Raw genomic sequence first — 12,647 nt, 5'->3', positions numbered from 1 at the left:
CAAGGGCGAGAGCGAGTCAGTCCGCTCTCGCTTGTTCAGGCGGCAAGGATCGATCGTGGGCCGCAGAGCGGTATTCGGTTGGCCGCAGCCCCGTCTGCTTGCGGAAGAAGCGTCCGAAATAGGCCTCGTCCTGAAAGCCCAGTTCACTGGCGATCTGCTTCACGCTGAGCGTCGAATAACCGAGCAGCCGCTTGGCCTCATGGATCGAACGTGCATCGATCGCCTCGATTGCCGAGACCCCGAACGTAGCGCGGCAGATCCGGGAGAGCTGGCCGGTGGTCACGCCCATCTCGCCGGCATAGCTGGCGACCGGCCGGCGCTCACGGCAATGGCGGTCGAGCAGGGCGCGGAACCGCTCGATCCGCGCGGCCATGGTGCGCTGCTCGGAATTGGCCGAAAGCCGGGCACTCTCGCTGAGGCGCCCGATCTTGACGAACAGTGTGATAGTGAGTGCGGCGCCCGCGGTGAACTGCCAGCGCTCGTGACTCTCGGCCTCGTGCCCGATCGACTGAAACAGGGTGTCCAGCGATGTGCCGCGCTCGACGTCGGGATCGATCGACAGCACGGTCGGTGTGCGGATGAATTCCAGCAGTTCGGGCGCGGCCGTCATTGCCAGCGATTCCAGCGCCGACTGCGCTGCGGTGATGACGTGCCCGTCGATGTCGCTGCGGAAGTGAAAGCCGTGGACCGAGCGCGCCGGCACGACGATCAGGCATGGCGCCTGGACGGCCCAGGTCTTGCCGTCGATGAAGGTCTCGCCGCCGCCGGCGGTGACATAGAGCACCTGGATCAGCGCGTCGTGGACGTGCGGTTCGATGTCGAAGTGGAAGCGGCCGGCACGCAGCGGAATGCGTTCGTAATGGACCATGTCGACCCAAGGCTGGTCTGCCTCCGCGCCATAAAGCGCGAAATGCAGCACGGTGCGACGGCGCTGTGGGTCAGAGGCCATGATGCACGTTATGTCCTGCTCAATGTCGACTCTGTCCATTGTTCCACAGGCGCTCGAGGCGTTCAATGGCGATACGGATTTCGGGAAGCGTAATCGCATACAAATTTCAGGAAGGTAATTACATGAGACAGGAACTTGAAAATCGCGCAGCGGCTTCGACCCCGTACGCGCTGAATTTGGACGGAAAGGTCTGCGTGGTCACGGGTGCGGGAAGTGGCATTGGTGCCGGCATCGCGCGCGCCTTTGCAGTTGTCGGCGCACATGTGGCGCTCGTGGATCGGAATCTTGCCGGCGCTGAAGCTGTCGCCGCCGAACTTCGCAAGGCCGGTGCGGTGGCGCAGGCGATCGGCTGCGACGTGTCGGACGAAGCCTCGGTTGCCGCGGCTGCCGACAAGGTTCGCGCGGAGCTCGGGCCGGTCAGCGCGCTCGTCAACAATGCAGGGCTTCTGCGCGCCGGAGCGCTCGAGACGGTCTCGATCGAAGACTGGAACCAGGCGATCGCCGTCAACCTGACCGGCTATCTGCTGTGTGCTCGAGCTTTCGGGCGCGACATGCTGGCGGCGGGCAAGGGCAGTATCGTGCACGTTGCCTCGATTGCGTCTCTCAATCCGCAGACCAATAGCGGCTCCTATAGCCCAAGCAAAGCGGGCGTGCTGCTGCTTTCGCGGCAGTTGGCGGCGGAGTGGGGCCCACGCGGCGTGCGCAGCAACTGCGTGCTGCCCGGCATGATCCGCACCGCGCTGTCCGCGAAGTTCTACGAGGAGCCCGGCTTCGAGGCGCGCCGCGCCGCCGCCACCGCGAGCCGCCGCATCGGCGAGCCGGAAGACCTCGCCGGCCCGGCTCTGTTCCTTGCCTCTGATATGGCTGCCTACGTCAATGGCGCGGAGGTGCTCGTCGATGGCGGTCTGGATTGCATGCTGATGGACATGGTTCCTCGCCCCGGTTTCAACGCTACCGCGGCCGCGTGAGCGCCATCACACCATAACGAAGGAGATTGGATATGACCAAGGAGATCACCTGCGATCTGGTCGTGGTCGGATCGGGTGCCGCGGGCCTCGCCACTGCGATCACGGCACGCAAGCGCGGCCTCGATGTCATCGTGCTCGAGAAGGAGCCCGTGTTCGGTGGTACGACCGCGCTGTCGGGCGGGGTCCTGTGGATTCCGCTGAGCAAATTCGGCCGACAGCAGAACCCGGCTGACACCGTCGAGCGCGTGCGCGAATACATGATGAGCGAGACGGGCGACAACTTCGATGCGGCCGCGGTCCAGTGCTTCATCGAGAACGGGCCGAAAATGGTCGAGTTCTTCGAGCGCGAGACCGAGATGAAGTTCGTGCCGACGCTCTATCCGGACTATCACCCGGATGCGCCGGGCGGCGTCGACATCGGCCGCTCGATCCTCGCCGCACCCTATGACATTCGCGGGCTGGGCAAGGACATGCGCCGCCTCAAGCTGCCGCTCGAGACGATCACTTTCATGGGGATGATGTTCAATTCCTCGAACGCGGACCTCAAGCACTTCTTCCGCGCGACCAAGTCCATCGTTTCATTCATGTATGTGGCCCGCCGTCTGGCTACGCACATCAAGGAGCTGGCGCTCTACCGGCGCGGGATCAACGTGACGAGCGGCAACGCGCTCGCCGCGAGGCTCGCGAAGTCGGCGCTGGCGATCGACATTCCGATCCTCACGTCGACGCCCGTGAAGGAACTGCTGAGCGACGACGACAAGGTGATCGGTGTGCGCGCGGCCGCAGCGGACGGTGAGCTGCGGATCACCGCCCGGCACGGCGTCGTGCTGGCTTGTGGCGGCTTCCCGCACGATCTGAAGCGCATCGCGCAGGTCTATCCGCATGTGAAGCGTGGGGGTGAGCATCTGTCGCCCACGCCCGTCGGCAATACCGGCGACGGGCTGACCATGGCGCAGCAGGTGGGTGGTGCCGTGAAGCTCGGCTTCGCCGATGCGGCGGCCTGGATGCCTGTGTCGAAGGTGCCCTTCGGCAAGGGCCGCACTGGCGTGTTCCCGCATCTGCTCGACCGGTATAAGCCCGGCGTGATCGGCGTGCTGCGCAGCGGTCAGCGCTTCACCAATGAATCGAACTCCTACCACGACGTTGGCGCCGCGTTGATGCGCGCCTGCGAGGGTGAACGCGAGACGGCGATGTGGCTGATCTGCGATAAGGTCGCGCTGGGCAAGTATGGACTGGGCTATGCCAAGCCCGCGCCGATGCCGGTGGGGCCGCTGCTGCGCAAAGGCTACCTGGTCAAGGGCGACACGATCGGCGAGCTGGCGCGCAATTGCGGCATTGCTCCCGATGCGCTCGAAATGACGGTCCATGCCTACAATCGCGATGCCGAGCGCGGAGAGGACCCGGCGTTCCATCGCGGTCGCACCTCGTTCAACCGTTATCTCGCCGATCCGGACCACAAGCCTAATCCTTGCGTTGCGCCTATTGCGACCGGCCCCTTCTATGCGGTGAAGGTGGTGATGGGTGATCTGGGCACGTTCGACGGCCTCAAGACCAGCGTCACTGGCGAGGTTCTGCGGGCTGACGGCAGCGAGATCGAGGGCCTTTACGCGGTCGGCAATGACCGCCGCAGTGTGATGGGCGGCAACTATCCGGGCGCAGGCATCACCCACGGGCCGAATATGACGTTCGGCTTCGTCACCGGTAACGCGATCGCCGCCAAAGCCACGACCTCCAAACAGGAGGTGTGCGCATGAACACTCGCGCCATGTATCTGGCAAAGCCCCTGTTGGATTTCCGGGTCTACACGATCGCGCTGCGCAAGATGCCCGAGTTTCTCGACGTGTTTGACAGGCTCGCGATGCCAATCCTGCTCGAGACGCTTGGACATCCGCTCGGTTTTTGGACGAGTATGGTCGGGCCGCAGAACCAGTTCACCCACCTGTGGGGGTATGACGATCTGGCCGACTACGAACGACGGTGCCTGGCACGCGATACGCATCCCGATTTCCCCGTCTATCTGAAGGCATCGGGGCATCTGATCACGGCTCAGGAGACACGGCTCATTCGGGCCACCGCGCTGGATAGTGTCGCAAAGTAAGCCCAAGCTGTCGGCCGAAGCGGGCTCCATCGCGGAGCCCGCGTGCTTCTCTCACAGAAGAGGCGGCTCAGGTCTGGTTGCCCCACAGATCGTCGATCGCGCGGATCGCCAGCAAGTATCCGTTCGCACCAGCCCCGCAAATTACCGCGGTAGCCGCCACCGAAATCGTCGAGTGACGATATTCCTCCGAGCGTCGGTGGATGTTGGTGATGTGCAATTCCACGACCGGCCGGCGGATCAGCTTGACCGCGTCGAGCACCGGAATCCGACCGAATGAAAAGCCGGCCGGATTGATGACCAGCGCGGCGTCCTGCAGGAACGCTTCCTGGATCCAGTCGATCAACTCGCTTTCGCTGTTCGTTTGACGGAATACGCAGTCGAACTTCAGGGCGTCGGCCAGTGCGAGGCAGTTCCGTTCGATGTCCTTCAGCGTCGTGCTGCCGTAAAGATGTGGCTCCCTCATGCCCAGCATGTTCAGGTTGGAGCCATTGAGGATGTAGAGTTTGCGAGTCATGGTGTCAATGTGTAGAAGAGCGTTCGAGAGCCGTGTCTTTGGTTTCCCGGGAGATTGCGATCATCAGGAAGGAGATCAGGTTCAACGAGCCGCAAACGGCTACGATGGCCCACGGTGAACCGTTGAAGGCATTGAGCAGCGCAACCGCGACGATGGGCATCGGACCGCCGGTGAGCAGGTTGGCTCCCGAGTACGACAGTGCGGACCCCGTGTAGCGCGCCTCGGTCGGAAATGACTCGGCGAACCACACCGGCTGGATGCCGCTCTGGAATTGGGTGAAGCCGAGGAAGGCGCCCATCACGGCCATCGTCATCGCGATCGAGTTCTGATTGAGAATCGGAAAATAGATCAGGCAGCAGATCAGCGTGCAGAACGAACCGATCATCAGCGCACGTTTGCGTCCGATCCGATCGCTCAGATAACCGCCGACCAGCGCGCCCGCGATGGCGCAGACATTCGCAACCATCAACAGCATGAAACCGGTCTGCTTGGGTACGCCGAGGTGTTTGGTCAGATAGCTGAGCGAGAACACCACGATCAGATAAAACAGCGCCGCCGGGCCACAGAAGAACAGCGTCAGGCGAAGCGCGGTGCGCCAGTGATATTTGAAGACGGTGCCTAGCGGATTGGTGGCGCGTGTGCGAGCGCCAGTCTTCTTGAGCGCCTCGAACGCGGGTGTCTCGCTCACCTTCCTGCGGATGTAGATGCCCAGCAGCACCAGCACGAAGCTTGCGAGGAACGGGACTCGCCATCCCCAGGCATCGAAGTCGTCCGAGGAAAGCAGCGCGGCCAGCGTAAAGAGCGAGAAGTTGGCGAGAATCTGGCTGAGTGGCGAGCAGATGCCAAGCAGGCCCGAATACAAACCACGTCGGTTCGCAGATGCATGCTCGACCGCCATCAGTTGCGCGCCTGTCGACTCGCCGCCAAGCGCGAAACCCTGGATGATGCGCAGTGTCACCAGCAACGTCGGCGCGAGGATGCCAACCTGGTGGTAAGTGGGCAGCAGCCCCATCAGGAACGATGAAACTCCCATTACCGACACGGTGATGAGCATCAGTTTGCGGCGTCCCCAACGGTCCCCGAGCATCCCGCAGATCACCGCGCCTAGCGGGCGGGCGGCGAGCCCTGCCCAGAAACTGGCCAGCGACGCGAGCAGCGAGGCGGTGGGGTCCAGCGACGGGAAAAACAGCTTTGGAAAGATCGTGGCCGCGACCACGCCATACAGCGCGAAGTCGAACCATTCGAGCGCCGTTCCGACGGTCGCGCCTGCCACCGCCCGGCGCGCCATCAAGTGGGCCTGCGCGGAGTGTTCCTCCGCGGCAAGGTCTGAATCAGCAAAAAATGACATGTCGTCTCCTGAATGCCTGATTTGTTGAACCGTTCGTTTCTGCGACGAACAAGTGCTATTGTTTGCGCTCTGAAAGCGGGACGTTCCGCACCGGAACTGCATTGCACATAGTGAAATCGCGCGAAAATGTCGCTCAAAAACGGCCTGAGAGTTCTTGATTTCCTGGCGTCGCAACCCGAAGGCGCGGGCCTTCTGGCCATTGCCGACGCTTTGTCCCTGCCACGCAGCACCTGCCACCGGCTGCTCGCCGAGCTCATCGAAGGCGGCTATGTCAGGCAACTGGTCGATCACAGCCGCTATATTCTGACCATGCGCATGACGTCGAACGGGCTGGAATTTTTGAGCCTGACGGGTATCGCGGATATCGCCCAGCCAATCATCGAACGCGTCGCTGCGCAGACAGGCGAGCTGGCGCGGCTGTCGCTGGTGGACGGCGAAGCAATCATCTGGGTGGGGAAAGCGGACGGACAGCGCATCGGCTTTCGCTACGATCCTGACATGGGCCAGGCAGCACGACTTTCATGCACGTCGACCGGACACGCATGGCTGATGACAATGACCGACGAGCAGGCGGCCGCGCTGGTATTGAAGCAGGGTTTCGGACAGCCGAACGAGTTTGGACCCAATGCGCCGACGACGCTCAAAGCGCTGCTGGGCTTCCTGCACGCTGCGCGCGTGCGTGGCTATGCGATGATCGACGAGGTGTTTGCCCCGCGTATGTCTGCGGTGGCGGTGCCCGTGGTGAGCGGCTCGCGCTGCGTCGGCGTCATCAGTTTGGCCGGTCCGCGGGTGCGGTTGACGACCGGGAAGATTCACGAGTACTCGATACTGCTGCGCGACGCAACGAATGAACTGGCCCAGTTGAGCAATATGGCGGGATTTCCGAGTCGGCCGCCGCTCGGCAAGGGATGAAGAATTTGCGGGCACATCCCTCCGCGCATGCTTCTCCACCTGCATTGACGCGCACTTCGCAGCACAAAATTTCGCACCTTATCCCCGCTTTCCCTGTCAAACGATAAGCCGCCCGAACCGTCGTTCAGCGCGCCGGCACCCCTGGGCCTACAGGCACGGGTTGTGCACGTGATCTCCTGCACGCATTCGACATCCGAACAGCAAGGAGGGCGGTCATGACCACGACTGCCAGTTTTCACATCGGATATACGCGATATCTGGGCCCCGAAAGCGAGCCCGTACAGCCATTGCCGGCGTTCGCGCGGGAACCCGAGACGCTGATTTCCCTCTATCGCGCGATGGTGCTGACCCGCGCATTCGATACCAAAGCGGTCGCGCTGCAGCGCACCGGCAAGCTCGGCACGTTCGCATCGTCGGTGGGGCAGGAGGCGATCGGGGTGGGCGTCGCGAGCGCGATGCAGGCCGATGACGTGCTGTTCCCTTCGTATCGCGACCATGCGGCGCAATTGCTGCGCGGCGTCACGATGACGGAAAGCCTGCTGTATTGGGGCGGTGACGAACGCGGCAGCGACTTCAGCGTGCCGCGGTTCGACTTTCCAAATTGCGTTCCCATCGGCACACAGGTGTGTCATGCCGCCGGTGCGGCCTACGCGTTCAAGCTGCGCGGCGAACCGCGCGTCGCCGTGACGATCTGCGGCGACGGCAGCACATCGAAGGGCGATTTCTACGAAGCGATGAACATGGCGGGCGTCTGGCAGGCGCCGCTCGTGCTCGTCGTCAACAACAACCAGTGGGCGATTTCGGTGCCGCGCAGCACGCAGAGCGCGGCGCAGACGCTCGCGCAGAAGGCAATCGCGGCGGGCATCGACGGTTTGCAGGTCGACGGCAACGATGTCATCGCCGTGCATCAGGTGATGCATGCGGCGCTCGCGAAAGCGCGGCGAGGCGACGGCCCGACACTGATCGAAGCGCTCAGCTATCGACTCGGCGACCACACGACGGCCGACGATGCAACGCGCTATCGCGACTCGGATGAGATTCAGAAGCAATGGGAATACGAGCCGCTGCTGCGATTGCGCAAGTATCTGATGCGGATGAACTTCTGGGACAAGGCGCAGGATGAGCAACTCGGCCGGGCGTGTCACGCGCAGGTCGAAGCAGCCGTAGAGGCATATCTGGCCGTGCCGCCCCCCGATACCTCCGCGATGTTCGATCACCTGTACGAGGCGCTGCCGCATGCCATGCGCGAGCAACTGGAAAGCGCGCAGCGATTCGCGCCAATAGCGGGCAATGGTCGGCCTGGTCGGAACGGAGGCAACGGCCATGGCTGATCTGAACATGATCGATGCGCTCAATCTGGCGCTCGCATACGAACTCGAACATGATCCCGCCGTCGTGCTGCTCGGCGAGGACATCGGCGTGAACGGGGGCGTGTTTCGCGCGACGGTCGGCCTGCAGGCACGCTTCGGCGCGCAACGCGTGCTCGATACGCCGCTCGCCGAGGCAGCGATCGCGGGCACCGCAATCGGCATGGCGGCGATGGGGCTGAAGCCCGTCGCCGAGATCCAGTTCAGCGGGTTTCTGTATCCCGCGATCGATCACGTGCTCAATCATGCGTCCCGTCTGCGGCATCGGACGCGCGGACGCCTCACCTGTCCGCTCGTGATCCGCACGCCGTGCGGCGCAGGCATCCATGCCCCCGAGCATCATTCCGAAAACCCCGAAGCCCTGTTCGCGCACATTCCCGGCTTGCGCGTCGTTACGCCTTCGTCGCCGGCGCGCGCATACGGGCTGTTGCTGGCCGCGATTCGCGATCCCGACCCGGTGATCTTCTTCGAGCCGACGCGACTTTATCGGCTGTACCGGCAGACCGTGGATGACAACGGCGAAGGGCTGCCGCTCGACACCTGCTTTACGCTGCGCGAGGGCTCGGATGTGACGCTGGTGTGCTGGGGCGGTGCCGTGCAGGACGCACAAGGCGCCGCCGATCTGCTCGCGCAGGAAGGCGTGATGGCCGAAGTGATCGACGTCGCGACGCTCAAGCCGATCGACATGAACACGATCCTGGCCTCGGTGGCGAAGACGGGCCGCTGCGTGATCGTGCACGAGGGCTCGCGCACGGGCGGCATCGGCGCGGAGATCGCCGCCAATATCGCCGAGCGCGGACTCTATTCGCTGCTCGCGCCTGTGCAGCGCGTGACCGGCTACGACGTCGTGGTGCCGCTGTACCGGCTCGAGAATCAATACATGCCGGGTGCGTCGCGCATCGTCGCCGCGGTGAGGCAGGCTATGGAGGCGTCATAAAGCCATGAAAATCTTCAAACTTCCCGACCTCGGCGAAGGCTTGCAGGAAGCGGAAATCGTCGAATGGCATGTGAGCGATGGCGACGAAGTGCGCGCGGATCAACCGTTGCTGTCGGTCGAGACGGCGAAGGCGATCGTCGAGATTCCGGCACCGCAATCCGGCCGCATCACGAAGCTGTTTGGACGGACGGGCGATATCGTGCATCTGGGCGCGCCGCTTGTCGCGTTCGAAGGCGAGGGCGACGATGCAGACGCGGGCACCGTCGTCGGCCATATGGAAGTTGGCCAGCATGTCGTGCAGGACGCGCCTGCGGCGCTCGGTACGGGCGGTGGCGTCGGCGCGGGCGGCGGGGTGATCAAGGCAATTCCGGCGGCGCGCGCGCTGGCGCGCAAGCTGGATGTCGATCTCTCGATGGTGACGCCGTCCGGCCCGGAAGGCGTCATCACGGCGGCTGACGTGCAGCGTGTCGCGAAGATACTCGGTGAAGTCGGTCCGCCGGAGGTGCTGCGCGGCGTACGGCGTGCGATGGCGCACAACATGGCGCGCGCGCAAAGCGAAGTGGCGGCCGCGACCGTGATCGACGATGCCGACATTCACGCATGGCCGCCGCACACCGACGTGACGATCCGTCTGATCCGCGCGCTGGTCGCGGGTTGCCGTGCTGAGCCGGCACTGAACGCATGGTTCGACGGACATACTGGGCGACGCCACGTACTGGAAAAGATCGATCTCGGCATCGCCGTCGATCTGCCCGATGGACTCTTCGTGCCGGTGCTGCGCGACGTCGCGCATCGCGATGCGGCGGATCTGCGCGGCGGTCTCGACCGGATGCGCGCCGACATCCGCGCGCGCAAGATTCCGCCGGAAGAAATGCGCGGCAACACGATCACGCTGTCGAACTTCGGGATGATTTCGGGGAAGTACGCAGCGCCGATCGTCGTGCCGCCGACCGTCGCGATCCTCGGCGCGGGGCGCATCCATGAACAGGTGGTCGCGACAGGCGGCGCGCCTGCCGTGCACCGGATTTTGCCGCTCAGCCTGACGTTCGATCATCGCGTCGTGACAGGCGGCGAGGCGGCGCGCTTCCTGGCGGCGACGATCGCGGATCTGCAGAACGCGTGATCGCGGTTCGCGTGTGTTAGGCGCGATTCGCCAGCATCGCATCGATAAGAGCGCGAGCCTCGCGGTCGATGCACGTGAGGGCAACACTCTCCGACTCGTATGTAACGGGATCGGCGAAGTCACCGGTGACGTGTTGTTTTCGCGTCCTTCTGCGTAACGACCACGTGACGCGATAGGTCAGCGCGATTCCATCGGACAAACGGGCCGTGCGTGGCTCCATGTGCGCTTCGATAACGAACCCGCGATAGCGCCCCACAACGTGACGTTTCATCGATTCATGAACGGTCAGGCAGCCAGCCCGCCTATCCCCATTTCCGGACGGCGCAGGCCCGGCGGAAACACGTGCCACGTGCCGTCGGCATGGCGAAAGAAGAAGAGTGAGAACGTGCCGGACGGCCGATCGATCTGAATGCACACGCGGCATGTTCCACCCGAGCGGGAGCGGTCCACCAACCGCACGCACGCCCCGTGGCCCCGCGTCGGGCCAACGAGTTTTTCGACCTCAGAACGCAGTGACCTGTTGCCCGCCATGATTTTCCCTTCGATATGCGATGAATCGATGCTATGGAGATCGGTGCGTGCGGCCAATCGGCGCCGGCGGAATGTCGTCTCAGGAAGCGCTGATTTCAGCCGTCAGGACTTCCTGAATCAGAACCAGCTTGCGAAACGGTAATACTCAAAGACGGCCAGAGAAGTCAGCGGCGCGAAACGGGCGCGCAACGCAAGCGGCGACCAGTGCTGGAGAACTGAAGGGAAAGCGCCTCGGCGTGCATGAATGCCGGGCCGGATGGTTTGGCCCGGCAAGCCTCGAAAGACTGAAGGATTTAAGCCACGCTGATGGTGAAATGCTGGGAAATTCGCGGCGTTCTATGTTCGACGGCTATGATATAGCTCTTGATAAAGCCGGATTGAACGGACATGACAGACTCTGTATTGAAAGATGTCGAAGCCCCTGTGCGGGAAAGTGACAATAGCCTTCTGTGGTCGGACGCACGGCTACTCGGCTTCACGCCGATGGATGACGTGCATAAGGAATTCTACGAAGTCGCGCTACGGCTCGTGACCTGCACCGATGCGAGCGCCCTAGCCGCGATCGAGGAATTCGAAAAACACGCCGTCAGCCATTTCGAGCAGGAAGACGAATGGATGCGCACGACAAACTTTCCCCCGCGCGACTGCCACATCGAAGAGCACGAAGCCGTGCTGAAGTCGGTCCGGGACGTTAAGGCAGCGGTCGAAGCAGGGCAGGCCGGTTCCGCGCTGGTGCAGGACATCGGCATGCATCTGTACAACTGGTTTCCCGGACACGCCGACTACCTCGATTCCGCGCTTGCCGCATGGATGACCAAACAGACGATGGGTGGAAAGCCCGTTGTCTTAAGACGGACAATTTGAAGTTTGCCGTTTTGACCGTCGAAATACACTGGGCCTCATAAGTTGTAGCCAGCAGACTGCTGGCTCAATCCGTGTCGCGTCGCTCCTAACGCAGAATGTCGCTAGCGGTCGGTTTGCGTAGCGTCTCGACAAAGCAATCCTCGCGGCGCCTATTTGCGTGACTCTCTATGCGTCTACGCTCTGCGCGCCCGGAGTTTTAATGCGCTGCGGCTGCCGTCAACGCATCGTCGCGTGCGGGCGCCGCTGCTGGAATCGCCGCGGACGATATCAGCCCCGTTCAACTACCCGATTCGCGCAGCACGATGTCGCCCAGCTCGGCGAGGCGGGCGGCGTCGACGCGCACGCTCGGGCAGGAGATGCCCATGGCGGCGATCATCTCGTCGTGCGCGTCGTAAATGGGACGAGCCACGCAGCGGATGCCATCGGTGAATTCCTCGTCATCGATGGCATAGCCGCGCTGACGCGTCAGCTCCAACTCCTGCGCGAGAGCCGGCTCCGAGGTCAGGGTGCGCAATGTGTAGGTGACCAGTTCCGCCGGCGTTTCGGCATGGCCGAAGGCCAGAAACGCTTTGCCGAGCGCCGTGCAGTGCAGCGGCGACAGAGCGCCAATCGGATGATCGACCTTCAGCGGCAAGGTCGAGTCGACCTTGTCGATATACCAGACGCGCGAGCCGACCAGCACCGCCAGATGCGTGCATTCCCCGGTGGAGGCGGCGAGCCTTTCCAGCGCCGGGCGCCATGCTTCCTTGATCGCGACGACTTCTTCGAGCGTGCGTTGTACCGGCTTGCCCGGTTGACTGCCGTTCGAGGCCAGATAGCGCCGATTGGAATCCTGCGCCGCATAGCCGGCGGCAACCAGCGTCTTCAGAAGATGTGCGGCCATGGATTTGTCCATTTCGAGTTCGCTCGCCAGTTCCGTTAGCCGGACGGGGCCGTGATGAGTCCGCAGATACGTCAGGGCTTCGAGGCCACGAGTCAGGGACTGGAGCAGTCGCATGAATATCTCTCCACGCCATTAAGGAGTTTTCCTATGTAA

General features: G+C 63.1%; 13 protein-coding genes. 8 read left to right on the top strand and 5 right to left on the bottom strand.

The features are described 5' to 3' along the window. Nucleotides 1-16: 16 nt before the first annotated feature. Entirely contained in the window at nt 17-949 is a 933-nt protein-coding gene (locus GCT19_RS04850) for a helix-turn-helix domain-containing protein (protein ID WP_018436307.1), read from the bottom strand. 122 nt (nt 950-1,071) lie between these two features. Between GCT19_RS04850 and GCT19_RS04845 the strand changes: the two genes are divergently transcribed. From GCT19_RS04845 to GCT19_RS04835, 3 genes are read left to right on the top strand one after another with little or no spacing between them, the layout of a single operon-like run. Further along, entirely contained in the window at nt 1,072-1,917 is an 846-nt protein-coding gene (locus tag GCT19_RS04845) for an SDR family NAD(P)-dependent oxidoreductase (protein ID WP_152851192.1), read from the top strand. Nucleotides 1,918-1,949: 32 nt separating this feature from the next. After that, nucleotides 1,950-3,671, top strand: a complete 1,722-nt coding sequence (locus GCT19_RS04840) for an FAD-dependent oxidoreductase (RefSeq protein ID WP_152851191.1) — start codon at nt 1,950-1,952, stop codon at nt 3,669-3,671. Continuing rightward, the gene (locus GCT19_RS04835) at nt 3,668-4,015 is read left to right on the top strand and encodes an NIPSNAP family protein (RefSeq protein ID WP_152851190.1); all 348 of its coding nucleotides are present in this window, start codon (nt 3,668-3,670) and stop codon (nt 4,013-4,015) included. Before GCT19_RS04840 ends, GCT19_RS04835 begins: the two co-directional genes overlap by 4 nt. Nucleotides 4,016-4,082: 67 nt before the next feature. Here GCT19_RS04835 and GCT19_RS04830 read toward each other — a convergent pair whose 3' ends face one another. Further along, the gene (locus tag GCT19_RS04830) at nt 4,083-4,529 is read right to left on the bottom strand and encodes a type II 3-dehydroquinate dehydratase (RefSeq protein WP_152851189.1); all 447 of its coding nucleotides are present in this window, start codon (nt 4,527-4,529) and stop codon (nt 4,083-4,085) included. Nucleotides 4,530-4,533: 4 nt separating this feature from the next. Beyond that, nucleotides 4,534-5,817 (bottom strand): MFS transporter, encoded by a 1,284-nt coding sequence (locus GCT19_RS04825; RefSeq protein ID WP_152851388.1) that lies wholly within the window; start codon nt 5,815-5,817, stop codon nt 4,534-4,536. 186 nt (nt 5,818-6,003) lie between these two features. Between GCT19_RS04825 and GCT19_RS04820 the strand changes: the two genes are divergently transcribed. The 4 genes from GCT19_RS04820 (at nt 6,004) to GCT19_RS04805 (ending at nt 10,216) form a co-directional block, all read left to right on the top strand. Then, nucleotides 6,004-6,789 carry an IclR family transcriptional regulator gene (locus GCT19_RS04820; RefSeq protein ID WP_013093606.1) on the top strand — a complete coding sequence of 262 codons (786 nt, stop codon included), beginning with the start codon at nt 6,004-6,006 and terminating at the stop codon, nt 6,787-6,789. A 215-nt stretch (nt 6,790-7,004) separates the two neighbouring features. Continuing rightward, nucleotides 7,005-8,120: a pyruvate dehydrogenase (acetyl-transferring) E1 component subunit alpha gene (pdhA, locus tag GCT19_RS04815; RefSeq protein ID WP_152851188.1), complete on the top strand. Its 1,116-nt coding sequence runs from the start codon at nt 7,005-7,007 to the stop codon at nt 8,118-8,120. Continuing rightward, a complete protein-coding gene (locus GCT19_RS04810) occupies nt 8,113-9,093 on the top strand; it encodes an alpha-ketoacid dehydrogenase subunit beta (protein ID WP_018436315.1) in 981 nt (326 codons plus the stop codon). Before pdhA ends, GCT19_RS04810 begins: the two co-directional genes overlap by 8 nt. A gap of 4 nt (nt 9,094-9,097) precedes the next feature. Beyond that, nucleotides 9,098-10,216: a dihydrolipoamide acetyltransferase family protein gene (locus GCT19_RS04805; RefSeq protein WP_152851187.1), complete on the top strand. Its 1,119-nt coding sequence runs from the start codon at nt 9,098-9,100 to the stop codon at nt 10,214-10,216. A 285-nt stretch (nt 10,217-10,501) separates the two neighbouring features. Here GCT19_RS04805 and GCT19_RS04795 read toward each other — a convergent pair whose 3' ends face one another. Beyond that, complete coding sequence (locus GCT19_RS04795) at nt 10,502-10,747, bottom strand: hypothetical protein (RefSeq protein ID WP_152851387.1); 246 nt, start codon at nt 10,745-10,747, stop codon at nt 10,502-10,504. 387 nt (nt 10,748-11,134) lie between these two features. On the opposite strand from GCT19_RS04795, the gene GCT19_RS04790 reads away from it, so the two are divergent. Further along, nucleotides 11,135-11,611, top strand: a complete 477-nt coding sequence (locus GCT19_RS04790) for a bacteriohemerythrin (RefSeq protein WP_152851186.1) — start codon at nt 11,135-11,137, stop codon at nt 11,609-11,611. Between the two features lie 277 nt (nt 11,612-11,888). On the opposite strand, the gene GCT19_RS04785 is transcribed toward GCT19_RS04790, so the two are convergent. Further along, the gene (locus GCT19_RS04785) at nt 11,889-12,608 is read right to left on the bottom strand and encodes an IclR family transcriptional regulator (protein WP_035491506.1); all 720 of its coding nucleotides are present in this window, start codon (nt 12,606-12,608) and stop codon (nt 11,889-11,891) included. Between the last annotated feature and the right edge of the window lie 39 nt (nt 12,609-12,647).

It is taken from the genome of Paraburkholderia atlantica (genome assembly GCF_009362785.1).
GTDB lineage: Bacteria > Pseudomonadota > Gammaproteobacteria > Burkholderiales > Burkholderiaceae > Paraburkholderia > Paraburkholderia atlantica.
The sequence above is the reverse complement of the archived record's forward strand: the minus strand, read 5'-3'. Positions and strand labels throughout refer to the sequence as shown.

What these genes read in the sequence shown, in the direction of transcription:
- GCT19_RS04805 (WP_152851187.1), top strand. Translation starts at nt 9,098, where the DNA reads ATGAAAATCTTCAAACTTCCCGACCTCGGCGAAGGCTTGCAGGAAGCG.
- GCT19_RS04840 (WP_152851191.1), top strand. Translation starts at nt 1,950, where the DNA reads ATGACCAAGGAGATCACCTGCGATCTGGTCGTGGTCGGATCGGGTGCC.
- GCT19_RS04820 (WP_013093606.1), top strand. Translation starts at nt 6,004, where the DNA reads ATGTCGCTCAAAAACGGCCTGAGAGTTCTTGATTTCCTGGCGTCGCAA.
- GCT19_RS04810 (WP_018436315.1), top strand. Translation starts at nt 8,113, where the DNA reads ATGGCTGATCTGAACATGATCGATGCGCTCAATCTGGCGCTCGCATAC.
- GCT19_RS04835 (WP_152851190.1), top strand. Translation starts at nt 3,668, where the DNA reads ATGAACACTCGCGCCATGTATCTGGCAAAGCCCCTGTTGGATTTCCGG.
- GCT19_RS04785 (WP_035491506.1), bottom strand. Translation starts at nt 12,608, where the DNA reads ATGCGACTGCTCCAGTCCCTGACTCGTGGCCTCGAAGCCCTGACGTAT.
- GCT19_RS04845 (WP_152851192.1), top strand. Translation starts at nt 1,072, where the DNA reads ATGAGACAGGAACTTGAAAATCGCGCAGCGGCTTCGACCCCGTACGCG.
- GCT19_RS04825 (WP_152851388.1), bottom strand. Translation starts at nt 5,817, where the DNA reads ATGGCGCGCCGGGCGGTGGCAGGCGCGACCGTCGGAACGGCGCTCGAA.
- pdhA (WP_152851188.1), top strand. Translation starts at nt 7,005, where the DNA reads ATGACCACGACTGCCAGTTTTCACATCGGATATACGCGATATCTGGGC.
- GCT19_RS04830 (WP_152851189.1), bottom strand. Translation starts at nt 4,529, where the DNA reads ATGACTCGCAAACTCTACATCCTCAATGGCTCCAACCTGAACATGCTG.
- GCT19_RS04790 (WP_152851186.1), top strand. Translation starts at nt 11,135, where the DNA reads ATGACAGACTCTGTATTGAAAGATGTCGAAGCCCCTGTGCGGGAAAGT.
- GCT19_RS04850 (WP_018436307.1), bottom strand. Translation starts at nt 949, where the DNA reads ATGGCCTCTGACCCACAGCGCCGTCGCACCGTGCTGCATTTCGCGCTT.
- GCT19_RS04795 (WP_152851387.1), bottom strand. Translation starts at nt 10,747, where the DNA reads ATGGCGGGCAACAGGTCACTGCGTTCTGAGGTCGAAAAACTCGTTGGC.